We start from the raw sequence: 25,297 nt of genomic DNA, 5'->3' as shown, positions 1-25,297 counted from the left end.
TTAAATCTATCACAAAATATTACCGCTTTTGAGCCCATTCGTATCGTAAATTTCGCCTCGTCTCCTCATAGCAAAGCCAAAGACAAAAATCATCTTGTCTTTGGCTGTTTAAACTATAAATTTATCGCCAAATGCCGTTTTATGATCTATCCTGCTCTCTTGTGTCTTTTTTCACGCTATACCAAGCAATTAGTAAAAAGAAAAACTCTACTATATTAAAAAGGTCTATGTTTTTGGTTAAAAGGCCTATAAAGTCTGATTTACCTGGAAATAGTAGTGCTAAAAGTATGACTGAACTTACCACAAACAATATAAAATTTATCCAAAATAGCCTACTTTTAGTTGCGCTCACTAATCTTGTTGTAAATAAAAATAAAAATACTGTAGCTAACAAATGAGTAAATACTCCAATGTATAAGATTGTATTGGCACTAGAAACTAAAGATTTAATTGAGGCATTGTGTGTACCAAAGATATTTAAAAAATTATAATCGTAAGCATATATATACATGTAGTCAGTTGTTGCTTTTGCTATTGTAAATATCACAAAAAGGATAGAGAAAAATAAGAAATTTGTATGTAGTCTTATCTCATTTAACGTATGTGCTATCTGCTTAACGGCAGAGTAAATAACCGCTAATACTACCACATAAACAAGAGGTTTTATAAATATTATTGGTCGAAGTGACATTCTTTCTTGATGTGCTAACAAATATTCAAAAAATATATAGTAAAAAAATGTTGCGATAAGGCCAACTAAGCAGGCTTTCGCGGCTAATTGGCTTGAAGATTTGATAGTAGTCACATTTAAAATCCCATTTTCGCTAATTACTTGAATTTCGTCACTACTTGCTTGTGTCTTTAGTCGCCACCATGCGATTAAAGCAATAAAGAAAGCTCCAATATCAATATAATCATAAATTTTGTGATCAATTTTAATAAAGTAGCTTGCTATGTGAGATGCGCCAAATAATGCATAAGTCCAAAACATTTTTTCTTTTGTTATTTTTATTAATTTTGCGATAGACATAAATAAAAATAGTGATGCTGTTACGAATAATACTCTCAGTAGATAGCTACGATAAATAAATAGCTGTTTAAATAGGTCATGATTATACATAATCTCTTCGTCGCTAATTCAATATCGTAAAGATAAAATCATCATAGTTAAAATTTATTTCTCCTAGATACATAACAATTTTAAAAGTCAAAAGAGTTAAAATCACATGTATCAAAATAAAAATAGTAAAAATTTTAAAATATGTTCTTAGTTTTGAGGAATTATAAACAGAGCATATCAATGAAATGGCAAAAAATAAAAGTAGCCAACTGATAGAGTCGCAGCATGCTTTGAAGATAAGACTGAAATCACGATCAAGGGTTTTGTAAAGTCCTGAAACGAAAACTAGATACTTAAATATCACCACGATACAAGATACAATCCCCAACTCTCTGGCGCTTTTTAACATATATTTTTTTTCTTGTTGCAACGGTTCCAAATTTACTCCTTAAATTAAATTAGTTATTTTATTGTAATTAGTCTAAAAAATATTTAAATATTTTAAATCAGGTTAATTTATTTTAATTTGGTATTTATTTATCTCGTGACTGGCCTTAAAAAGCAGCTAGAAATCGCGCAGATAAGCGATACTGCGGCGATAAAGCAAAATGAGTGCGTTAGGCTAAAGATGTCAGCGATCTTTCCGATGACCGTCGCAAATATACCGCCGATTGTGATACTAAGTCCAAGCGTTACGCCGGAGGCTAGGCCGATTTGATTTGGCAAATAAAGCTGCGCAAGGGCGATTGAAGGGCTAAAAGGCTGATGCAAGCACTCACGCACATGGAGGCCGCAAAAAACAGCGCGTAGTTGTCGATAAAGAGCATTAGCACTACTAGCGGTGCGGCGATACTTAGGCTTATTTTGATGAGCCTAACTAGACCGTATCTATCCGCTAGCGCTCCGCCAAATAGCGTAGATACCGCACCTGCGGCGAAAAACAGGCTTAAATTTACATTTGCGACCTCTTTGCTGATGCCAAAAATTTTGATGAGATATATGCTAAAAAATGCTGTAAAACCAAAGGCTACGATGGAGCGTGAAAATATACAGACACAAAGCCTTAAAAATGCGCCCAAATCGTCTTTTAAAGCGCTTGTCGTTTGTGAAATTTGCTTTTTGTGATTGCCCTCTAATGCTTTTATAAATTTGCCCTTTTTAAGGTACAAAAGTGTTAGAAAAATTTGAGGTATGATGAAGATTAGCGTCCCTTTTAGACCAAAATTTCCCACAAAAACGGCAACTAAAATGGGACCAACTACAAAGCCAAGGTTGCCACCAAAAGAAAATATGCTTATGCTTTTGGCTCTATTTTTGGCGTTTGAGGCGTAGTTTACGATCCTTACGGCGCTTGGGTGAAAGAGCGCGGCGCCGATACCGCTTATCATCACGCAAACTAAGATGAGGTAGTAGTTTGTGATAAAGCCAGTTAGGCTCATGCTCCCGCCCGCAAGCAGCAGCCCAAGCGGGATGACGTATGGTAGCTCTTTTTTGTCGCTTAGGCGGCCGATAAGTGGTTGGATGAGCGAACTTGCTAAATTTGTGGCGGTCACGAGCGAGGCGGCTGTTGCGTAGTCGTAGTGGTAGCTTGCGATGAAAAAGGGCAGCATCGCGCCAAGCGCACTTTGGTTTATGTCGCCACAAAAGTGCCCAAGCCCCATTAGGTACTTTAAATTTTCCGCCTTTTTCATCTAAAATAACCCTTTTAAAAGTCCCTTTAAATTTTGCTTTTCGCCGTTTGTTCTTTCATCATCTTTGCCAAGCTTTTTATCTAAAAATCTACCTATCTCTTTTTTGACCTTGCCCTCAAGATATTGCGATCTGACGTCGTATTTTAGGTTGTCCGTCGTGCCTGAAATTTGCACGTTTAGATCGGTCTTTTCGAGCCTGTAAACAAGCGGTGCATTAAGCATTTTTGTTTCGATGTTATAAGTGCCGTTTGCGACCTTTATATCGCTCTTTGGTGAGCTTAAATCTACATTAAAAACGACTTTATCACCCTTTATATCGCCATAAATTTTGCCGTCTTTGTAAATCTCTTTTGTGATGTCCTTGCCGGTGAAGGTTTTTATATTGTTTGTGAGATTTGTGCTGGCTAGGTGACCCTCTTTTAGCAAGATGTCAAATTTGCCGACCTTTTGTTTTGTCTCGTAGTCAAATTTAGCATCGCCGTTGCCGTCATAAAGATGCTCTAACCCCAAAGTCTGCGTTAGGCCCTTGACCTCAAAGTTTTTTAGCGCCGCATCAAGCATTCCACCTTTGTAGTTAGCCTCGAGTTTGCCTTTAAATAGATCATCTGAAGTGGCTTTTACGCTTAGATCATCTACTTTGCCATTTGCCGTTACAAGGACTGCAAACTTACCGTGAAGCTCGCGACCAGCTAAAAATGCAAGCTTATTTAGCTCCGAAACTACCGCTTGAAGCTTTAGGTTTAGCGTGCTTTTGCCCGTGTCAAAGCTGCCATCTATGCCTTTTATATCAGCTAGCGAGCTAAGAAAGTCGCCACTAAATTTCGCTACATCGTCTTTGTAGTCTAGGCTCAAATTTGAACTAAATTTCTCATTTTCAGGGAATTTTTTATCAAGTATTTTGCTAAGCGCTGCGGCGTTAAATTTGCCATCATTTAAAGCGATCGTTGCAGCGACGCTTGGACTTTTACTAAAGATATTTTGCCCTTTTGCCTCGATATTTGTGCTAGCGTTTGCCAGCCTATCGTTGCCGCTAAGCGCTAATATCTCTCCTAACTGCGCCTCTTTTAGGCTAAGATCAAGATTTTCATTTTTTATGGTGGCGTTTAGCTTGCCAGTAAAGGCATCGCCGCCTAAATTTAGCTCATCTATCTTGCTTGCTTTAACCTTCACATCGCCCGCAAGCACCATCTTTGAGCCCACCTCAAAGCCGCTAACCGCTTTAAATTTCTCAGGGTCGCTAATGAGCAGGGCAAATTTGCTAAAAATTTGACTGTTTTTTAGGTCAAAAACGCCCTTTACATCCTTTAGCTCGCCAAGGTCGCTAAGCACGTTTGCGTCAAAATTTACAAGCTCGCCTTTTGCAGTGGCGCCGCCTTTTAGCTCAAATTTCGCCGCGTTTTTAAGCTTTGTAAGACCATTATTTATAAGGCCGTTTTTTATCTCAAATTTAGCCTCGCCTGCAAGCTTTTTTAGCTCGTCAAAGCCGCTAAAATTTGCGTTTAAATTTATCTGCCCGTCTGCGTAGCTAGGCTGCAAGGCAAGTGCTAAAAGCTCTTTTAGCTTGATATTTACTGCATTTAGGACTAAATTTTTATTATCAAAATTTGCATTTATCTTGCCACCAAGGCCGTTTATCTCAGCTTTTAGGTTTTTAAGAGCATTTTCTTGCATTGTAATTTCGCCATTTGCATCCACAGCGCCACTTAGCTGCTGATTTAAGAGCTTGCCAAAAAGGGCAAGATCAGGCACACTTAGAAAAAAGTCGCTCTTTAAATTTTTACTAATTAGATCATAGGTCGTCTCATTTGCTTTTAAGGTGGCTTCAGGCGCAATGATAAGGGTTTTTGCCACTACTTTTTCATTTGCAAATTTAGCATTTATGCCGCCTTTAAAGTTTATATCTTTTGCTAAATTTAGCCCAAATTCGTTTTTAAGAATTTCTTTATTTATCGCTGCATCGCTTGCTAAAATTTGAGCGTTTATGATGGGCTCATTTTTCCCATCAACCCCTTGCATATTGCTAGTTAGATCAAGCTTGCCGCTAGCTAAATTTGGCTTTTTAACAAGAGCTGAGATCTCAGAAAGCTCGATATTTTTAGCATCAATATTTAGAGCTTTTGGCAGATAGTCTTTTAAATTTGCATTTAAATTTATGTTTGAACCAAGTGCCGTGCCAGTTGCCACTAGCTTGAAGTTGCTAAACTTACCGATCGCGTTTGCCTTAAGCGCGATATCTTGTTTAAGTCCAAGCTCGCTAGCCTTTGCCTTTTCGGCGTTTATGTCTATGTTCAAATTCATACTTTGAGCAAGCAGTGAAAGCTCACCATTTGCCTTTAAATTTATAACATTCATCACGGTCGCTTCTAAATTTAGCGTGCTAAGCCCAAGGTTAAAATCTTTAAATTTGACGTCGATACCGCGAGCAAGTGCCTCTTTTTCTATTTTACTTGCTATAAATTTATTACCAAAAGAGCTAAAGATAAAGCCAAAAATGCAAAGGATTGTCAGCACCAAAGCCACTACTAAATAGGCTATTTTTTTCATAAATTTCCTTTATATTAGTTTTATATATCATAAAGCTTTAGTGCAAGTGACTAAAGTTTTAATAAAATTTAACTATAAATTATTGACTTTTTTAGAAAAAAGTGCTAGGATTTCATCACTCAAAAATAAAGAGTGCTAAAAAAGACAATTAAACCAAAAGGATGAACAATGAACTTTCAACCATTAGGCAAGCGTGTTCTAGTCGAACGCGTAGAGGAGACAAAGACCACAGCTTCGGGCATTATTATACCTGATAACGCAAAAGAAAAACCTTTAAGCGGTGAGGTAAAAGCAGTCGGTGCTGAAGTAGAGGGCGTAAAAGTTGGTGATAAAGTTGTATTTGCAAAATACGGTGGTACTGAGATAAATTTAGATGATAAAACACATCTTGTTTTAAACATTGATGATGTTTTAGGTGTGATTAAATAATTAAAAAAGGAAAGACAATGGCAAAAGAAATTTTTTATTCTGATGATGCAAGAAACCGCCTATATGAGGGCGTAAAAAAACTAAATGACGCTGTAAAAGTGACAATGGGACCAAGAGGCAGAAATGTCCTTATCCAAAAGAGCTTTGGCGCGCCAAACATCACAAAAGACGGCGTTAGCGTGGCTAAAGAGGTTGAGCTAAAAGATACTATCGAAAACATGGGTGCAAGTCTAGTTAGAGAAGTAGCAAGTAAGACAAATGACCAAGCAGGTGACGGCACTACAACAGCAACCGTGCTAGCTCACGCTATATTTAAAGAGGGCCTTAGAAACGTAACTGCTGGCGCAAATCCTATAGAAGTAAAACGCGGCATGGATAAAGAAGTAGCAGCTCTTATAGATGCACTAAAAAATATCTCTAAAAAAGTATCAGGCTCAAAAGAGATCGCTCAGATCGCTACTATCTCTGCTAACTCAGATGAGAGTATCGGCAAGCTTATTGCTGATGCGATGGAAAAAGTCGGTAAAGATGGCGTCATAACAGTAGAAGAGGCAAAGTCTATCCAAGACGAGCTAAGCGTTGTTGAGGGTATGCAGTTTGACCGCGGATATCTAAGCCCATACTTCATCACAAACCCTGAAAAGATGCAAGTTGAGCTAAGCAATCCATTCATATTGCTATTTGACAAGAAGATTACAAATTTAAAAGACCTACTCCCAGTGCTTGAGCAAGTACAAAAGAGTGGAAAACCACTTCTAATCATTGCTGAAGATATCGAGGGTGAGGCACTTGCAACGCTTGTTGTAAATAAGCTTCGTGGCGTGCTAAACATCTCAGCCGTAAAAGCTCCTGGCTTTGGTGATAGAAGAAAAGCGATGCTTGAAGATATCGCTATCTTAACAGGTGGCGAAGTCATTAGCGAAGAGCTAGGTAGAACACTTGAGAGCGCTACTATAAATGACCTTGGACAAGCTTCAAGCGTAGTTATAGACAAAGATAACACAACTATCGTAAATGGTGCGGGCGAGAAGTCAGCGATCGACGCTAGAATAACTCAGATCAAAGCGCAAATCGCTGAGACAACAAGTGACTATGACAAAGAAAAACTTCAAGAGCGTCTTGCAAAACTAAGCGGTGGCGTGGCAGTTATCAAAGTAGGTGCTGCGACTGAAACTGAGATGAAAGAGAAAAAAGACCGTGTAGATGACGCTCTAAGCGCTACTCGTGCAGCTGTTGAAGAGGGTATCGTAGTAGGTGGCGGTTCAGCTCTTATCCTTGCTTCAAAGAGTGTAAATCTAAATTTACAAGGTGATGAGGCAATCGGCGCTGAGATCGTTAGAAGAGCGCTTCGTGCTCCACTTCGCCAAATCGCTGAGAACGCTGGCTTTGACGCAGGCGTAGTAGCAAATGCAGTTGAGACAAGCAAAGATGCAAATTTTGGCTTTAATGCTGCAACTGGCGAATATGTAAATATGTTTGAAGCCGGTATCATCGATCCAGTTAAAGTTGAGAGAGTCGCGCTTCAAAACGCTGTTAGTGTGGCTAGCTTGCTACTAACGACTGAGGCAACTATCAGTGAAATAAAAGAAGAAAAAGCAATGCCTGCAATGCCTGACATGGGCGGAATGGGCGGTATGGGCGGCATGATGTAAACCCGAATTTACCCGACTCTTCGTCGGGTAAATCTCTAAAATCTCAAATTTATAAAGCGACTAGAATTAATAAAAATTTAATTTTTTTTATCTATAATTCCAGAATTACTTAATAAAAAGATAAATTTATGATAGAAGAAATTTTTAGAGAATACGATATACGCGGGATTTTAGGGCAAGATTTAAACGAAACTAGCGTCAAGGCGATCGGGTTAAATTTGGGCCGAGAAATGCTACGCCGAGGCGCAAAAAACGTTAGCGTAGGATATGACGCTAGGCTAAGCGCAAATGAGATTTTCGGCTGGCTGGTTAGCGGGTTAAATTTAGTTGGGATCAAAGTTTACGATATCGGTTTGCTACCGACGCCGGTCGGATATTTTAGCGTGTTTACGGACAAATTTGACGCAAACGTAATGATAACCGGCTCTCATAATCCAAAAGAGTACAACGGTTTTAAAATCACGATTTTTAAGGATAGTTACTTCGGCGAGGATTTGCAAAAGTTAAAAGTCGCCGTGCTAGACGACATCGCGGCAAAAACGCAAATCCCGGATGATTTGAGAGCTGAAAAATTTGATATCGCGACTCCTTATAAAAATTTTTTTATAGAGCAGTTTGCGCATTTAAAAGCCTTACCGCTTAAAATCGTCATTGACTGCGCAAACGGAGCGGTTGGAGCGATGTTGCCCGAAATTTGCGAGGCGTTAAATTTGGATGCGAAAATTTTATATCCACAGCCCGACGGAAACTTCCCAAATCATCACCCAGATCCAAGTGAAGAAAAAAACTTAATCGATCTAAAAGCTGCGCTAAAGGGTGAATTTGACATAGGATTTGGCTTTGACGGCGACGGCGACCGTATCGCGGTTCTAACAAAAAAACGCAACATAAAAGGCGACGAGCTAGCCTATCTATATAGCCTCGCGATGAAAACTCCGCGAGTTCTCGGCGAGGTCAAATGCTCGCAAAATATGTACGACGAGATCGACGCGCACGGCGGTAAAAGCTTCATGGGTAAGACTGGCCACAGTAACATCAAAAAGGCGATGAAAGAGCTAAATATCGACATGGCGGCCGAGGTGAGCGGGCATATTTTCTTTAAGGAGCGGTATTTTGGCTTTGATGATGCGACGTACGCGATGTTTCGTGCGCTAGAGCTTGTGGCTAAGGGCTTTAACCTAGACGGCGAGCTTGATAAACTGCCAAAGGTCTTTAGCACCGACGAGATAAAAATAAAAACGACCGACGCGCAAAAATTTAAGCTGGTTGCAAAGCTAAAAGAGGTTTTGGTTGAAATTTACGAGAAGGGCGATGCCCAAAATTTGCTAGCAGGCCTATGTAAGATAGCCGAAATCATCGACATAGACGGCGTTAGAGTGAGATTTGAGGACGGCAGCTGGGCGCTAGTGCGAGCCTCGAATACTACGCCGACTATCGTCACGAGATTTGAGGCTAAGAATGAAGAGGTATTAAATAAAATACAAAACAAGATTAGTAAGATTTTAATGGATGTAATATATTAAAAAATATTTATTTTTGGAGAATTAATGAAAGTATTATTATTAGCTGGTGGTTTTGGAACTAGGCTTGCCGAGGAAACATCTGTTAGACCAAAACCTATGGTTGAAATAGGCGGTAGACCAATAATTTGGCATATAATGAAAATTTATAGCCAGTATGGATTTAATGAATTCGTAATCTTGCTTGGTTATAAGGGTTACTACATAAAAGAGTATTTTGCTAATTATTTTTTACATAGAAGTGATGTTACGATTGATCTAAAAACGAATAATATGACTATTCACAATAACTTTAGTGAGAATTGGAAAATAACGCTTCTTGATACTGGATTAGAAACAATGACTGGTGGTAGAATAAAAAGAGCTAAGGAATATATAGGTGGTGAAACTTTTATGCTAACTTACGGAGATGGCGTGAGCGATATAAATATAAAAAATTTGGTTGAATTTCATAAATCTCATGGTAAATTGGCTACAATGACTGCATTCCAGCCTGATGGGAGATTTGGAGCATTAGACATAAATAATGATAATATTATTACATCATTTTTAGAAAAACCAAAAGGTGATGGGAATTGGATAAATGCGGGTTTTTTTGTATGTGAACCAAAGGTACTTGATTATATTACTAATGGAGATGCAACTATTTTTGAAAAGGAGCCGCTTTCAAATTTAGCCAAAGATAGGCAGCTTTGTGCATTTAAACACAATGGTTTTTGGAAACCCATGGATGCCTTGAGAGATAAACAGGTTTTGGAAAAAATGTGGGATAGCGGCAAAGCGCCTTGGAAAACGTGGTAATAAACTATGTTCGAAGATTTTTATAGCGGAAAGAGTGTTTTAGTAACGGGACATACTGGCTTCAAAGGCTCATGGCTAGTGTATTGGCTTACAAATATGGGGGCGAATGTAGTTGGATACTCAAATGAAATTCCAACAAAGCCAAGTCATTTTGAGTTGTTAAATTTAGACATAAAAAGTATTTTTGGCGATATAAGAGATACTGAAAGGATGGAGCTTGCTATAAAAGAGGTGAAGCCAGATATCGTCTTTCACTTAGCAGCTCAACCACTTGTAAGATTGTCATATAAAAATCCTATTGAAACTTACGAAACGAATGTCATTGGTACGCTAAAAGTTTTTGAAGCATGCAGGAAAAATAATGTCAAGGCTATCGTCAATATCACTAGCGATAAATGCTACGAAAATAAAGAGTGGGTTTGGGGATACCGAGAGAACGATCCTATGGGTGGATACGATCCATACAGCTCCTCAAAGGGTTGCGCCGAAATTTTAACTAGCTCGTATAGAAATTCGTTTTTTAATTTGGACGAATATAAAAAATCTCATGAGACGCTACTCGCGAGTGCTAGGGCAGGGAATGTCATAGGTGGCGGAGACTGGGCGGATGATAGGCTTATTTGTGATGTTATTAGGGCGGCATCTAAAAGCGAAGTTGTATCGATAAGGAATCCAAAAGCTACTCGTCCATGGCAACATGTGCTTGAGCCCCTAAGCGGTTATTTGCTTTTAGGGCAGAGGTTGTTGGAAGGCAAAAAGGAATTTGCTGATGGTTGGAATTTTGGTCCTAGCGAAGAGGGTAATTATAATGTAGGTGATGTTTTGTTGGAGCTTAAAAAACATTGGGATAAAGTTGAGTTTAAGTTTGAGGCAAACTCGCAAAATCCTCATGAAGCAAATTTGTTAAAGCTTGATTGCTCGAAAGCAAATATAAAACTTGGTTGGAAACCCACGTGGGATAGTAAGACTGCTTTTGAGAGAACTATAAAATGGTATAAAAGTTTTTATGAAAACAATAAAATAGATACTGAACAAAATTTAAAAGATTATATAAAAGAGATGGTGTGATGATAAAAGTTAGCGATTTTATAGCAAAATTTATAGCCGAGCATAAAGATACAGCAAAGACTGTATTTATGGTCTCGGGTGGTGGCAATATGCACTTAATAGATTCGCTTGGTAAAAATAAAAATTTAGAGTATGTCTGCAACCATCATGAACAGGCTTGTGCGATAGCTGCAGAAGGTTATGCACGTGTCTCAAATAAGATCGGTATCGCGTATGTTACCACGGGTCCTGGCGGGACGAATGCGATTACTGGTATTTACGGTGCTTGGGTGGATTCTATCCCTATGATGATCATATCGGGGCAGGTAAAATTCCAAACGACCATTGTTTCACAACCAGAGTTAAATTTACGTCAGCTTGGTGATCAAGAGGTTAATATCGTTGACATCGTAAGACCTATCACAAAATACACCGTAATGATAACTGATAAAAATAGCATAAAATTTCATCTGCAAAAAGCTGTTTATGAGGCTAAACATGGCAGACCCGGACCCGTATGGCTGGATGTGCCACTAGACATACAAGGTGCTATGGTGGATGAAGCGGATTTGATAGAATTTGAAATCCCAGAAGAGCCTAAATTTGATACAAAAATCCCGCAGATTTTAGATGCGTTAAAAGTTGCTGAACGTCCCGTAATTATTGCTGGTAACGGCGTAACGCTTGCCGGTGCGAATGAAGATTTTCTAAAACTAATCAAAATTTTAAAAATCCCTGTTATCAGTACTTTTGCTAGATACGATATCGTTAGAAATGACCATGAGTTGTTTTTTGGTAGATATGGCACTATCGGCAATAGAGCGGCAAATTTTGTTGTGCAGAATTCCGATCTCATCATTTCCATAGGTGCTAGATTAAATATCCGTGCAGTCAGCTATAACTGGGAATTCTTCGGCAGAGAAGCCAAAAAAATTTTAGTCGATATCGACCAAAACGAACTAGACAAAAAAACTATTGCTGCAGATATTAAGATAAAATCCGATGCGAAGGTTTTTATATCGGATTTACGATCTGCGCTGAAAGATAAGCTGGATTTTGGAGCTTGGCTTGAAATTTGTAAAAATTACAGAAAGAATTATCCTACGATTGAGCCTTTTAGACAAAATGTAAAAGAGTGGGTTGATTCATATAATTTTTTCGATGTGCTATCTAATAATAAACGAGATTTAGTTTATGTATTTGGTAACGGCACAGCATGTGTTTCATCGTATCAAAGCTTGCGCATATATGAGAATCAAAAGGTGGTAGTAAATTCAGGTTGCGCTTCTATGGGATATGACCTGCCTGCTGCAATCGGTGCTTGTTTTGCAAATGGTAAAAAAGATACTATTTGCGTTACTGGTGAAGGTAGCTTGCAGATGAATATTCAAGAGTTTCAGACGATAATTCATAATAAGCTCCCAATCAAAATCTTTGTGCTGAATAATGCTGGTTATATTTCTATCAGAAATACTCAAAATAACTTTTTCAAAGGCCACAAGGTAGGCTCAGATAAAGATAGCGGCGTGAGTTTTCCGGATACTGTTAAGCTAGCACAGGCATATGGCTTTGAAGCTTGTAGGATAGAAAATCAGCTAAATTTAAAAAGGGAGCTGGAAGAAATTCTATCCAAACCAGGCGCGATAGTTTGCGAAATAATGCTTTCGTCTACTGAAAAAATGGAGCCAAAATTATCGTCAAAGATAAAGCCTGACGGCAAAATGATTTCAAAGCCACTTGAGGATATGTTTCCGTTTTTACCGCGAGAAGAATTCTATAAAAATATGATAATTAGACCAGTAGATGAATAAAGCTGTAGTTTTTGACTTAGATGGGACTATTTATTTTGGGAGTAAAATTGCCAATTTTGCTTTGCAAACTATAGATGAGCTTCAATCCAATGGTTATAATGTCTTATTTTTTACTAATAATTCAACTAAAACAAGATCTGAAATTTTAGATAAATTAATTCATATGGGTATAAGAACTACTGTAGATAAAGTATATACCTCAGCTTATGCTAGTGCTATATTTTTGCAAAGAAATGATCTAAGAAATATATTTTTAGTTGGTAGCCATGGTTTTAAAAGCGAATTAACGAATGTAGACATAAATGTCGAGGATGAGTATAGTTGTGAAGCCGTGGTAATTGGACTCGATTTAAATTTTAACTATGAGATTTTGTCAAGAGCTCTTATTGCATTACAAAAATCTCGTAGAATAATAGTAGCAAATACAGATAAAAATTTTCCAGTAGAAAGTGGTCTTTTAAGACCCGGCGCCAATGCTATGCTAAGTGCAATACTTGGTAGTATTGATGAGGAAATTAAGCTGGATATAGTAGGAAAGCCAAATCCTTTTATGCTCGAAATTTTATGTAAGGATTGGGGGCTTGATAAACAGCATATCGTTGTGGTAGGTGATAGGATGGAAAGTGATATGGCTATGGCAAAGAATTTTAATTGTAAAGGAATTCTAGTTGGCAATGATATTACATTGCTGGATGTTAAGAATAAAATTTTAAGGAGCTAAAATGAATGTTTTAGAATACGAGATGATCGATATTCTTAAAAGACTTAAAGACGAATACGGTGTTTTTGAGATTAAAGCAGAGTACGAGAATGAAGGTAGTAGGCAGGAGGAACTTTGTAGACTAAAAGATATTACCTCTAAAGTTGGGCTTCCTATTATTATGAAAATTGGAGGTGTCGAAGCGGTAACCGATATATATAACGCTATTACTCTAGGTGTAAATGGTATCATAGCGCCGATGGCAGAAACAAAATTTGCCGTTAGTAAATTTTTGGGAGCTATAAACACTTTCGTTGCTGAGGATAATCGCAATGACATAGAATTTGCGATCAATGTAGAGACCATAACCTGCTATGATAATTTTGATGATATTCTTTCCTTGTCTAATATAAATATTCTTTCTGGCGTAACAATTGGAAGAGTTGATTTTACAAGTTCGATGGGTAAAGATAGGAGCTTTGCAGATAGCGATGAAATGCTAAGATATTGTGAAAATATTTTTACTAAAGCGAGAGCTAAGGGATTAAAATGCGGTTTAGGTGGAGCCATATCCGCAAAGTCGTGCGATTTTATTAAATATCTCATTTCCAAAGGACTGCTTGATAAATACGAAACGCGAAAGATTGTCTATCATAAAGACGCAATAAATAATATGGAGGCTGGAATTTTAGCCGGTGTGGAATTTGAATTAGCCTGGCTTAAAAGCAAACGTAGGTATTATCACAGAATCAAGTCCGAGGATGAGAAGAGAATCGAAATGCTTGAAAAAAGGCTAAGCAACAAATGAATCTCTTCATCACGGGCGGTAGCGGTTTTATCGGTTCGCATCTAAAAAAGCGTTTTGCGCTAAATAGAAATTTTAACGTTTTCGCTCCAAAAAGCAGCGAGCTAAATTTGACTGACGAAAGCGCGGTTGACGATTTTGTCCGTGGGCATAAAATCGATACTATCGTCCATCTAGCTAATCGTGGCGGCGGTCGTGATACGCTGGATATGACAAATGTGACTGAGTACAATTTGCGGATTTTTTTCAATATTGCTAAGCAAAAAAAAAGGTTGCAAAGATCATATCGTTTGGAAGCGGTGCGGAATACGGAAAACACAAGCCGATAATAAATGCTCGCGAGGATTATTATAAAGAGGCGCTTCCGCTTGATGAATACGGTTTTTACAAAGCTATCACGTCGCATTACATTGAGGATTGTGCGGATAATATTATCCAGCTTCGTTTATTTGGAATTTACGGCGAAATGGAGAATTACCGCTATAAATTTATCACAAATGCCGTAGTAAAAAACCTACTGCACCTACCCATCACGATCAATCAAAATGTATTTTTTGATTATATGTATGTTGAGGATCTGCTAAACATAGTGGAATTTTATATAGAAAATGATGCACGGCATAAAATTTACAACGCAAGCAGCGGGACAAAAGTAGATTTGCTTAGCCTAGCTGCGCTAGTAAATGAGGCGAGCGATTTTAAATCTGAGATAATCGCTCTAAATGAAGGGCTGAATAACGAATACACTTCTGACAACAGCCTATTAAAATCTGAAATGAAAGATAAATTTAAGCTTACGCCGCATTTGGAAGTGATTGGTAAAATTCGTAAATATTTTAAGCAAAATTTTACTAGCCTAGACTTAGATACCATAAAAAAAGACCCATATTTGGGAAAAATCAATGAAATTTGGAAAGGTAAAAAATGACCCCTCAAGAATTAAAACAAGAAATTTTAGAAAAGACAAAAGAGTATTATAGACTGGTTCATGAGCCGGCACAGCACGCTAAATTTGAGCCTGGCAAAAGTCGCGTAAATTACGCAGGCAGGGTTTTTGATGAGCACGAAATGGTAAATTTAGTAGATAGTTCACTTGATTTTTGGCTCACATATGGCGCATATTCCAAAAAATTTGAAAAAGAATTTGCCAAAATGCTTGGCGTAAAATGGGCGTTTTTGGTAAATAGCGGAAGTAGCGCGAATTTGCTCGCATTTTTTGCGCTTACTTCGCCGCTTTTGAAGGAGCGTCGTATAAAGCGCGGCGACGAGGTCATAACCGTGGCGGCGGGCTTTCCTACGACGGTTGCGCCTATCGTGCAATATGGTGCCGTTCCTGTTTTTGTTGATATGGAGCTTGAGTATTTTAACATAGATCATACAAAGCTCGAGCTTGCGCTTAGTCCAAAAACGAAAGCCGTTATGGTAGCTCATACCCTGGGGAACCCTTTTAATATAAAGGCTGTGAAAGAATTTTGTGATAAGCATGACTTGTGGCTTATCGAAGATAATTGCGATGCGCTGGGTTCTCTGTATGATGGTAAGCCAACTGGTACATGGGGAGATATAGGTACAAGCAGCTTTTACCCGCCTCATCATATGACGATGGGCGAGGGTGGCGCTACATATACAAACAATCCGTTGCTTAAAAAAATTATGCTAAGTATGCGTGATTGGGGGCGCGACTGCTGGTGCGAAAGCGGGGTGGATAATACTTGTAAAAAGCGTTTTTCACAAAAATTTGGCGAGCTTCCGATAGGCTATGATCACAAATATGTATATTCTCATTTTGGCTTTAACTTAAAAGTGTCTGATATGCAAGCTGCTGTGGGCTGCGCTCAGATAGAGAAATTTCCTACATTTATAGCTAGGCGCAAAGAAAATTTTAAAAGACTATATGATGGGCTAAAAGATATAAAAGAGCTTATTTTGGTAACACTTCAACCAAATTCTGATCCAAGTTGGTTTGGTTTTATGATGACCGTCGCGGACGGAGCGAAATTTAGTAGAAACGATCTTAGCGAGTATTTAGAGAAAGCGGGAATTCAAACCAGAAATCTATTCGCTGGAAATATGACGCGACATCCGCTATTTGCAGATCTGCAAGTGGGTAAGGATTATCGCGTCGTAGGCGAGCTTAAAAATACCGATAAGATAATGAACGATAGCTTTTGGATAGGGGTGTATCCTGGCATGAGTGCTGAAAAGATAAAGTATATTATAGATGTAATTGTTAGATTTGTGGCTAGTAAATGAGTAAAAATAAAATAGCTATTTGTATTTTATTGTTTATTATTTTTATTGTTTTAGTATACAAAGTTTCGTATACTATTTTTCATAATTTTTTTCAGACCCAAATTATCAAACTTTCCAATATAATTATTGGGCATATTATTTTTATTAATAAAGATAAATATTTTTATTTTTTTATTTTTTTATCTTTTTTTATATATTTATGGTTTCAGCCTTTTTTTCAATAGTTTTTATGGGTTAAATGCTATATGGATAATAAAAATATGAGAATGTGTTTGTGCCGGCTGAAAAAAATAAAATAAATCAAAAAGTCGTAGTTGTTATATCTGCTTTTGCTATATTGTTTCAACTATTATTTTATGTTTACGGTATAGCTACAAATTATAAGTTAGCCAATGAATTTAAATATATAGATGAGGAGACTATTTTTAAAAGATATTAATGTATCCAACCATAAGTATATAAATAATAACCTACTTTTTTTAACCCTGCTCTAACTTCATATGTGTATAACTCTTTTTGATAATATACTGTTGGATGATAAAAAAAGGAAGTGGCTTTACCTTTTTTTAATAATCCAAAAATACTTTGTTTTTTTGATTCATATAATAAAAAGATATTCATACCTATTGGGGATGTATAAGGGGCATATAGCTAATGTACAGTATAGTAGAGATTTAAATTTAACTCTAGCAGAAGCTGATTATAGGGATAATAGTTTTTTTAGAAAAATTTATTAAACGATAATGGGCAAAAGATGTTTTTGGAGTACCCATTATTTTATGCAGACTCACTCGATGAGCTTAAAAAAATAAAGTTGATTTTTATTTCTTATAATATATTTGAACAAAATATGCAAGTTTTTAAGTAGATATTATTGGCATGAAGCCTCTTTTTATGTTGCTACCAATAAGTGATATAAAAATCATATAGAAATAACTCAGAAAATTTTTTTCTCAATATGGCTATTTTTAGTTTATATACTATTGATTATATATCGGAAATGTTAGGTGGTTTTTAATATAAACAATTTTTGAAAAAAATCAAAAAAATATTGTTAATTTAGTTTACTTCTTAATCACTGTATATTTCATAGTATCACTTTTCGATGATATTACACTTAGGGGTTGTCTAATACTTCTGGCTTGTATTAGGCTTCTTTTTATACCATATTATGCCTATCACTATGCCCCGGGCGTTATAGATACAAGACATTTTTTTGACTTGATTATCGTTTTGCTATTATACTATGCATCTCGTGCGCCGAAACCAAGTAAATACTTGTTGTTTTTGGCATCGTTACTTGCAGTTTTATCTATTTTAATGTCTAATGATTTTGGCTTATTTATTTTTGTATCACTACTTGGAACGTTTATTATAAGGTATGTGTTACTAACTATTTATGAAAAAAGATTATCAATAATTAGATTAGTATTAGTCGCAATTTATGCAATATCAGGGTTTGTTTCTTATATTGAATATCCGCTAATGAAAAAAATCCATCCATAAAATATTTTTTTGGATGGATTCTATTCATTTAATATACCGATGACTCTATTCTTCTTTATACTTGCTATTGTTGCAATCCAGTGGTTAATGTTGATTTTGTTTTTTTAATAAATTAAAAAGAATATAAGTATTTAGACAGTTATATTTTTTTATTGTTTTTATACGGAGTTTTTTTATACACTTATTTTTATATGGAAATTGGATAATCTATCCATGAATGTATTTATATTTTTCGTTACCTTTTTTTATTGTATTAGCCGCTATAAAAAAATCAAATATAAACAAGTATTGCATAGTATTATTTTTTTATATGTTTAATTTTTTTATTATATAAAACTACCTTTTTGCATATTTTTTTCTGATATATATAATTTTAATTTAATTTTTTTAATAATCATAAAACTTATGTTTGGAATCATGATAGGGCTGGTGGCATTGTTTCAACATATTCTTTCGAGTTATTTGAAGATTCTTTAAAACTTATAGATAAATATTCTAGTAGTGATAGTAAAATCTATATGATTTCAAAAATATGATAATGTATTGCAATTTTTTTCAAAGAAATATTCCGGATTAAAAATATTTTTGAATTAAAAATCTTTTTTTGGTATCAGATATAGAATATAAAGAGGTTATTGAATTATTGAATAAAAGATGCCGATATATTATATGTGGATAGCGATATAGATAGAGATTATGAATTAGAAATTGGAAAACGTAATTTTTTTGATATATATGGTAGTTATTGGTATAATGAAAATATAAAAACAGAGAATTCCTAAGCTTAAGACTCTGAGTAGGCTATTTAATGATGTTAAAAAAAATAATTATGTGCTTATCGAAAAAAAGGTAAATTAATTAATGTATATAAGAAAAATATAATATATTTTTTTATAGTATTGCTGTTTATTTTAGTAATGTCTCTTTCAGTAGTTATCGCAAGTCAAAGAATTATTAATCAAAATCTTAATATTGCTTTAAGTACTCTATATCAGTCTACTTCTAATGCAATAAATGGTGAAAATATTTTTTTAAGACTAATATACAATTCAAATTTGATAGAATAATAAACAGCTATGAAAACTTATTTCAAACGGCGGATTATAATGAAGGATTGCGATTAGAATTTAGTGAAGATAGTGCCTATTTACTTTTTTCCAGATGCTAATGGCAAGCTATTTGGTATTCCTATAAATATTGATACCAAATCAAACTTAAATCAAATATATAAATTACAAATAATTTATATTGATCATAAAGTATATATAAATCTTAATGGAAAAAAATATTATAAATGATTTTTTTCTAATGTATACCCAAAATTTAGTAATATAAAATTTGGAGGAGGATTTGACAGTAGCAGAGAATTTAAAAATGGAAAAATTTTAAGCAATGATTTTATTTTGACCAATTTAAATAATTATGATTTCTCTTTTTATCTTATAATACTACTAGTCATATTAATATTAATAAATATTAAATTAATATTATCTAGTATAAACAAAAATAATATATTTAATTTATCAAAGAACTACATATATAATAAAAATATTTATAATAAACTGCTTTTATTAAGGACTATAGCATGGGCTATGGTATTTATAATACATGGATACATTATTTTTTATAATTCTAAGGTAAATGAAAATTTAAGCAAGATATTTATGGGTGATATTGATCTAACCTTTTTGAAGTACCCATCTGCATGGGGAGGGGTATGGATATTTTTTGTTTTATCGGGGTTTCTTATGGGCAAAGCATTTATTACAAAAAGATATTCTTATGGTGATAGCGGAATTCTATATTTCTATAAAAACCGAATTTTGCAAATATTTCCTATATATTATTTTTGCATATTTACCCTTGCTATTTTCGTACATCCTGAAATTTTTCGACCAGAAAATATCAAATCGCTTATAAGAGTAGCTACGTTTACAAACGATAGTTTACTAAATATAAATATTGATGGCGCGCTATGGTCTTTGAGTACAGAAATTCAATTTTATATCCTGGTTCCTTTTTTGGTACAGTTTATCATTTTTATATCGGATAAGATTGGATTAAACAAGGTATTATTTTTAGTTATTGCGTTTGGCGTAATAGAAAGATTTGCCTTATATAAAATAAATTATAGTGGTGCAGTTGATTTCGAATTTTGGGATAGATGTATCTATAAGCCATTGTATTGCAATATAGACTTATTTCTATTTGGTATATTAGCAAATTTATATATAGATGATATAAGTAGAAAATATAAATTTAAATATATTGGCTTTTTTATAGGAATAATACTGGCGCTTTTATTGTTCGTAAATTTCTTTTTTAGCTATTATACTTTTAACAACTATATAGAATTTTATGCGGAGAAATTTATTTATCTTTTACCTACTTTTACTGCATTAATGACGTTTTTCTTAATTATTCTAATAGAGTATAAAGATATATTATTTGACATTAAAAATAATAAAAACATATTACATTATTTTGGAATTATGACCTTTGTAATTTATGTTTGGCATGAGCCCGTTCTTTTTAAAGTGCATCAAATCATAGAGCAGTATCATCTAGGTATAGGTCTTAATTTGCTTATAGGGCTTTGTTATTGTTTGTTCTTTGGGTTTCTATCATATATCTTCATAGAAAAACCGATGGGTTCGTATAAGAAAAAGGGCGTCTAAATGCCTATAAAACGCCAACTCATATCCTTCCTCCTCGTCGGAATTCTAAACACCGCTTTCGGATACGGGCTGTTTGCTCTTTTTATCTATATCGGTCTATATTATCCTCTTGCCGTGTTGTTTTCTACGATACTGGGTGTATTATTTAACTTTAAAACTATAGGCAATCTAGTATTCGGTAGTAGCGATAATAGGCTGATTTTTAAATTTGTTTTGGTATATGTTATAACATATCTCTTAAACATATTTTTCTTATGGCTCTTTAAACGGCTCGGATTTGAGAATATGTATATAAACGGCTTCGTATTGGTTGTACCGCTAGCCATAATTTCGTTTATATTGAATAAATTTTTTGTTTTTAGGAGATGATATGAAAAAAATTAGCGTCGTTACCGCGTGTTTTAACGAGGAAGAAAACGTGAAGGAGGTCTATGCGAGGGTTAAAAAAGCGATGTCACAATTCCCACAGTATGCATACGAGCATATTTTTATAGACAACGCTTCTACCGATAGAACGGTCGAAATTTTAAAAGCTCTTGCAAAAAATGATAAGAATTTAAAGATCATCGTAAATTCTAGAAACTTCGGTCATATCAAATCCCCGACCTATGCGCTTTTGGGGGCGGAAGGGGATGCCGTGATCTCTATCGTAGCAGATCTGCAAGACCCGCCCGAGATGATACCGGGGCTCATAGAAAAGTGGCAAGAAGGCAATGATCTAGTTCTTGCCATTAAGCGCGATAGCGAGGAGAAAGGCGTTATGTTTAAGATACGTGAGCTTTACTACGAGCTGCTCTCCAAACTTTCCGAGATCGAAATTTTTAAGAATTTCACTGGCTTCGGGCTTTTTGATAAAAAGGTCATCGCGGCGCTTAGGCGGATGAACGATCCGTATCCGTTTTTTCGCGGAATGCTTGCGGAAGCGGGCTATAAGGTAGCTAAAATTCATTACGATCAGCCTATAAGAATTCGCGGAGTTACCAAAAATAATTTATACACGCTTTACGATATGGGGATTTTGGGCATAATCTGCAATTCCAAAGTCCCTCTTAGGCTTGCGACTTTCATAGGTATGATAACGGGCGTTTTAAGCATAGTGGTGGGACTCGTTTATTTCGTGCTAAAACTCATATATTGGGACGAGATGAGCGTGGGCATAGCGCCTCTTATCATACTTTTTTCCTTCGTTTCGTCCGGAATTTTATTTTTCATCGGTATAATAGGCGAATACGTCGGCGCGATCTATACTCAGGTACTAAATCGTCCACTGGTCTTTGAGAAAGAAAGAATAAATTTTGACGAATGAGATACTTTTAAGCATCGCTATACCTACTTATAATAGGGCGAAATTTTTAGATATAAGTCTAAATAGCCTATGCAAAAGCGTGCGTAAAAGCGGGCGAAATGACGTTGAAATTTTGATTTTAGATAACGCTTCTACGGATGAGACTCGCGACGTTGTAAAAAAATACGCCAAGCATAAATTTCTAAAATATATAAAAAACGATGAGAATATAGGCGCGGATAATAATTTTAAAAAAGCGATCTCGCTATCGCGCGGAAAATATGTGTGGATATTCGGCGACGATGATTTGGTATTTGACGATACGATTTTGTATTTAGCGCAAATACTGGATGCCCCAACCGCATTCGGCATCGTTCATTTAAAAGCTCAAAATTTTACTGATGAGACTAGCCCTGCGGAATTTCAAGAATTTAAGAATTTCAAAATTTACGACGGCGCTAAAGCGGAATTTATCCAAGAAGCGCATACTAATTTAACCTTTATAACGTCCAATATCGTAAATAAAAGCCTATTTGATAAAATTGACCTAAATACGATAGCTAATAACAATCTAGGACAGCTATATTGGAATATAGCGTGCGCAATTTTATCCGATAAGCAAGCAGTCGTATTTGATAAAATCTATGCGGCGAGGCAGTTTAATAGTGGAAACTATAATTTTTCCAAAGTTTTCGGTATAAATTTAAACGATACGTTAAGTTTGATCGAGAAAAATTACGATGCGAAATTTATAACCGAAATTTTTAGGAAAAGACTTTTAATATATTATTATCCCGCCAATATTATTCGGATACGCAACGGGCTTTCGGCGGTTAGAAATGAAAACTGCTTTCGCAATTTATATGAAATTTATAAGAAATATCCGCTATTTTGGATATTTACGGTCAGCGCGATGTGGATCCCGAAAAAGCTAGGTCTCTTAATGATTAAATTTATGCAAAAAACGATTTAGGACGGAATTTGATATCTAAAATTTCATACATGGCGCTAGCGCAGATATTTTTCGCTTTTACGTCCGTAGTATCGATTTTAGTACTGCCTAAATTATTATCTTTAGAAAGTTTCGGATATTATCAGCTGTTTATATTTTTCGCAAATTACGTAGAGCTTTTGCATTTCGGGCTATCCGACGGCATATATCTAAGATACGGCGGCAGGCGGTTTGAATCGATTTTAAAGCGAACTTTAAAATCTCAAATTTACGCTATGGAAATTTTATATGCCCTAGAATGCCTAATTATATTTTTTGCCGTCTATACCTTTTCATTCGATAAAAGACTATTTTTATATATCGCTATTTCGGGCGCTATTACGGTGCCTAGATCGTTTTTATATAATCTTTTGCAAAGCATAAATGAGATTAAAAAGTCTATCGTAGTTTTACTTATAGAGAGAATTTTTGTTTTATCGTCCATTGCAATCGTTTATTTCGTAGATTTTGATAAAGCTAGGTTTTTGATATTTTCATTTATTTTTGCCAGATTTATATCTTTCGCTTATATTTGTTTTTTATGCAGAGACGTTTTTAAGGCAAAAACGACCCCCTTCGTAAAAAGCTTATTTTATATATTCAAAAATATGCGAATAGGTATAAGATTAACGATCTCTACGCTTTGTAATATATTTTTGATTTTTATAGCAAGATCGATGATCGCATGGAAATTTAGCGTTATAGTATTCGGAAAAATTTCGCTAGTATTGTCGTTATTAAATTTCGCTCTATTTTTTATCAACGCATTTTCGGCGATTTTGTTTCCGATTTTGCGGAATAAAAGCGCTAACGAGCAAAATGAAATTTTTAAAATTTTAGACGACGGACTATCCGCCATATTTATATTTTTATTTCTTTTTGCGTATCCGATGCAGATATTGCTTGCTCTGTGGCTGCCAAAATACGCGGACGCGCTGCATTATATGCCGATAATTTTTGCTATATTTTTATGCGAAGGAAAGACGCTTTTGCTTACCAATTCATATTTTAAAGCATTGCGAAAAGAGCGGCAGATGCTTCGCGTAAATTTAATAATTTTGACCCTGTTTTCGATATTTATAATGCTTGCGGTAGTCGTATCGGACGATCTATTTATCATAATGTTTTGTCTATTTTTATCTCTTTTCTTAAAATACGTTGCGTTAAGTCGCGAGCTAGCTAAATTTATAAACAGCGTAAATTTTTACAATATCGGGACGGATTTTTTTTGCAGCGTTTGCTTCGTTTTTTTATCCCGCGCGGCGGGCGAAGCCTATTCGTTTTGTTTGGCGGCGGCGATGTTTATATTTTTGTTTGCGTTAAAGAGAAAAAATTTGATACGATTGTTTAGATTTGCAAATACGGCGGAGTTTAAATGAAAAAAGCCCTAATTCACGACTGGTTCAGTACCTATGCTGGTGCGGAGAAATGCGTTGAGAGTTTTACCAATATTTGGGATGATTTTGAAATCTACGGTCTCATCGATTTTTTAAGCGATACGGATCGGAATAAAATTCTAAAAGGCAAGCGTGCCCATATGAGTTTCATTCAGAATTTGCCCTTTGCGAAGAGTAAATACCGCAACTACCTGCCGCTATTTCCGCTTGCGATAGAGCAGTTTGATCTAAGCGGCTACGACGTCGTGCTATCCAGTTCGCATGCCGTCGCAAAGGGAGTTTTGACTCATCAGGGGCAGCTTCACATCGCCTATGTGCACACGCCGATCCGCTACGCATGGGATCTGTATCATCAGTACTTGCGCGAAAGCGGGCTAGATCGCGGTTTAAAAGGCGCGCTAGTGAAGTATTTTTTACATAAAATTCGACTTTGGGACGCAAGCGCCGCAAACCGCGTGGATCACTACGTCGCAAATAGCCGCTATATCGCGCGCCGAATCGAGAAAATTTACGGCAAGCCTAGCAATGTAATCTATCCGCCCGTGGACGTGGATAAATTTACGCTGCGCGAAGCCAAAGAGGACTTTTATCTCACCGCGTCGCGCATGGTGCCGTATAAAAAGATTGATCTAATCGTGGAGGCGTTTTCGCAGACGGATAAAAAACTGCTCGTCATCGGCGATGGTCCCGATATGGCTAAAATCAAATCGAAAGCTGGTAAAAACGTCGAGCTTCTGGGCTTTGTGGACAATGAGACGATGGCGGATCTCATGGGGCGGGCTAAGGCGTTTGTTTTTGCTGCCGAGGAGGACTTTGGTATCACGCCCGTAGAAGCGCAGGCATGCGGTACGCCCGTGATCTGCTTTGGTCGCGGCGGCGCTCGCGAGACGGTGATTGACGGCGAGAGCGGGTTATATTTTATGGAGCAGAACACAAAAGAGATGCTTGCCGCCGTAGCTAAATTTGAGCAAAATCATGATAAATTCGAACCCGTAAAAATCAGGGAAAATTCGCTAAGGTTTTCGCGCGCGCGTTTTGAAGCCGAGATCAAAAGCTACGTCGAGAAAAAATACGAAAAATTTAAAGAAAAAATAAAATAGTCGCCGCCAAGCGCGAAATTCGCGCAG

The 25,297-nt window shown here is 36.1% G+C and carries 22 protein-coding genes; 18 read left to right on the top strand and 4 right to left on the bottom strand.

The features are described from left to right. Positions 1–139 precede the first annotated feature (139 nt). Positions 140–1,030 (bottom strand): hypothetical protein, encoded by an 891-nt coding sequence (locus CVT15_RS05730; RefSeq protein WP_196373516.1) that lies wholly within the window; start codon positions 1,028–1,030, stop codon positions 140–142. Between the two features lie 574 nt (positions 1,031–1,604). Between CVT15_RS05730 and CVT15_RS05725 the strand changes: the two genes are divergently transcribed. Then, on the top strand, positions 1,605–1,778 hold the full coding sequence (locus CVT15_RS05725; protein ID WP_180998507.1) for a hypothetical protein: 174 nt from the start codon (positions 1,605–1,607) through the stop codon (positions 1,776–1,778). On the opposite strand, the gene CVT15_RS05720 is transcribed toward CVT15_RS05725, so the two are convergent. Further along, positions 1,765–2,751 carry an MFS transporter gene (locus tag CVT15_RS05720; RefSeq protein ID WP_180998508.1) on the bottom strand — a complete coding sequence of 329 codons (987 nt, stop codon included), beginning with the start codon at positions 2,749–2,751 and terminating at the stop codon, positions 1,765–1,767. The genes CVT15_RS05725 and CVT15_RS05720 overlap by 14 nt on opposite strands. Beyond that, on the bottom strand, positions 2,752–5,295 hold the full coding sequence (locus CVT15_RS05715) for a tryptophanyl-tRNA synthetase (RefSeq protein WP_103576456.1): 2,544 nt from the start codon (positions 5,293–5,295) through the stop codon (positions 2,752–2,754). It abuts the gene before it with no gap. 168 nt (positions 5,296–5,463) lie between these two features. Here CVT15_RS05715 and groES point away from each other — a divergent pair, with 168 nt between their 5' ends. The 15 genes from groES to CVT15_RS05645 all read left to right on the top strand — a co-directional run bounded on the left by groES (position 5,464) and on the right by CVT15_RS05645 (position 22,755). Then, entirely contained in the window at positions 5,464–5,724 is a 261-nt protein-coding gene (groES, locus tag CVT15_RS05710; RefSeq protein WP_103576457.1) for a co-chaperone GroES, read from the top strand. A 17-nt stretch (positions 5,725–5,741) separates the two neighbouring features. Further along, positions 5,742–7,376: a chaperonin GroEL gene (gene groL / locus CVT15_RS05705; RefSeq protein WP_002940160.1), complete on the top strand. Its 1,635-nt coding sequence runs from the start codon at positions 5,742–5,744 to the stop codon at positions 7,374–7,376. 128 nt (positions 7,377–7,504) lie between these two features. Next, positions 7,505–8,899, top strand: coding sequence for a phosphomannomutase/phosphoglucomutase (locus CVT15_RS05700; protein WP_107898186.1), 1,395 nt, complete (start codon positions 7,505–7,507; stop codon positions 8,897–8,899). A gap of 24 nt (positions 8,900–8,923) precedes the next feature. Next, the gene (gene rfbF / locus CVT15_RS05695; protein ID WP_087586607.1) at positions 8,924–9,697 is read left to right on the top strand and encodes a glucose-1-phosphate cytidylyltransferase; all 774 of its coding nucleotides are present in this window, start codon (positions 8,924–8,926) and stop codon (positions 9,695–9,697) included. A gap of 6 nt (positions 9,698–9,703) precedes the next feature. After that, positions 9,704–10,765: a CDP-glucose 4,6-dehydratase gene (gene rfbG / locus CVT15_RS05690; protein ID WP_103576459.1), complete on the top strand. Its 1,062-nt coding sequence runs from the start codon at positions 9,704–9,706 to the stop codon at positions 10,763–10,765. Further along, the gene (locus CVT15_RS05685) at positions 10,765–12,555 is read left to right on the top strand and encodes a thiamine pyrophosphate-binding protein (RefSeq protein WP_087586611.1); all 1,791 of its coding nucleotides are present in this window, start codon (positions 10,765–10,767) and stop codon (positions 12,553–12,555) included. Before rfbG ends, CVT15_RS05685 begins: the two co-directional genes overlap by 1 nt. Beyond that, on the top strand, positions 12,548–13,276 hold the full coding sequence (locus CVT15_RS05680; protein ID WP_103576460.1) for an HAD-IIA family hydrolase: 729 nt from the start codon (positions 12,548–12,550) through the stop codon (positions 13,274–13,276). Before CVT15_RS05685 ends, CVT15_RS05680 begins: the two co-directional genes overlap by 8 nt. Position 13,277: 1 nt before the next feature. Continuing rightward, complete coding sequence (locus CVT15_RS05675; RefSeq protein WP_087586610.1) at positions 13,278–14,063, top strand: aldolase/citrate lyase family protein; 786 nt, start codon at positions 13,278–13,280, stop codon at positions 14,061–14,063. Next, a complete protein-coding gene (locus CVT15_RS10170) occupies positions 14,060–14,389 on the top strand; it encodes an NAD-dependent epimerase/dehydratase family protein (protein ID WP_269059520.1) in 330 nt (109 codons plus the stop codon). The genes CVT15_RS05675 and CVT15_RS10170 overlap by 4 nt, the downstream gene beginning before the upstream one ends. After that, entirely contained in the window at positions 14,341–14,988 is a 648-nt protein-coding gene (locus CVT15_RS10165; RefSeq protein ID WP_343219222.1) for an NAD(P)-dependent oxidoreductase, read from the top strand. Before CVT15_RS10170 ends, CVT15_RS10165 begins: the two co-directional genes overlap by 49 nt. Further along, complete coding sequence (rfbH, locus tag CVT15_RS05665; RefSeq protein WP_103576462.1) at positions 14,985–16,313, top strand: lipopolysaccharide biosynthesis protein RfbH; 1,329 nt, start codon at positions 14,985–14,987, stop codon at positions 16,311–16,313. The genes CVT15_RS10165 and rfbH overlap by 4 nt, the downstream gene beginning before the upstream one ends. Before the next feature lie 2,909 nt (positions 16,314–19,222). Continuing rightward, entirely contained in the window at positions 19,223–20,497 is a 1,275-nt protein-coding gene (locus CVT15_RS05660) for an acyltransferase family protein (RefSeq protein ID WP_196373514.1), read from the top strand. Next, positions 20,498–20,866, top strand: a complete 369-nt coding sequence (locus CVT15_RS05655) for a GtrA family protein (RefSeq protein WP_087585304.1) — start codon at positions 20,498–20,500, stop codon at positions 20,864–20,866. It begins immediately after the preceding gene. Position 20,867: 1 nt separating this feature from the next. Then, positions 20,868–21,803 carry a glycosyltransferase family 2 protein gene (locus CVT15_RS05650; protein ID WP_103576558.1) on the top strand — a complete coding sequence of 312 codons (936 nt, stop codon included), beginning with the start codon at positions 20,868–20,870 and terminating at the stop codon, positions 21,801–21,803. Beyond that, positions 21,793–22,755: a glycosyltransferase family 2 protein gene (locus CVT15_RS05645; protein ID WP_159070253.1), complete on the top strand. Its 963-nt coding sequence runs from the start codon at positions 21,793–21,795 to the stop codon at positions 22,753–22,755. Before CVT15_RS05650 ends, CVT15_RS05645 begins: the two co-directional genes overlap by 11 nt. A 610-nt stretch (positions 22,756–23,365) precedes the next feature. Here the strand turns inward: CVT15_RS05645 and CVT15_RS05640 are convergent. Next, the gene (locus CVT15_RS05640) at positions 23,366–23,536 is read right to left on the bottom strand and encodes a hypothetical protein (protein WP_180382245.1); all 171 of its coding nucleotides are present in this window, start codon (positions 23,534–23,536) and stop codon (positions 23,366–23,368) included. Between the two features lie 28 nt (positions 23,537–23,564). Between CVT15_RS05640 and CVT15_RS05635 the strand changes: the two genes are divergently transcribed. Both CVT15_RS05635 and CVT15_RS05630 read left to right on the top strand, forming a co-directional pair. Next, positions 23,565–24,152 carry a hypothetical protein gene (locus tag CVT15_RS05635; RefSeq protein WP_141083218.1) on the top strand — a complete coding sequence of 196 codons (588 nt, stop codon included), beginning with the start codon at positions 23,565–23,567 and terminating at the stop codon, positions 24,150–24,152. Beyond that, the gene (locus CVT15_RS05630; RefSeq protein ID WP_103576669.1) at positions 24,149–25,270 is read left to right on the top strand and encodes a glycosyltransferase family 4 protein; all 1,122 of its coding nucleotides are present in this window, start codon (positions 24,149–24,151) and stop codon (positions 25,268–25,270) included. The genes CVT15_RS05635 and CVT15_RS05630 overlap by 4 nt, the downstream gene beginning before the upstream one ends. The last annotated feature ends 27 nt before the right edge of the window (positions 25,271–25,297 follow it).

Source organism: Campylobacter concisus, assembly GCF_003048595.2.
Lineage (GTDB): Bacteria > Campylobacterota > Campylobacteria > Campylobacterales > Campylobacteraceae > Campylobacter_A > Campylobacter_A concisus_L.
Note: the sequence above shows the minus strand (reverse complement) of the source record. Positions and strands in the feature narration are given on the sequence as shown.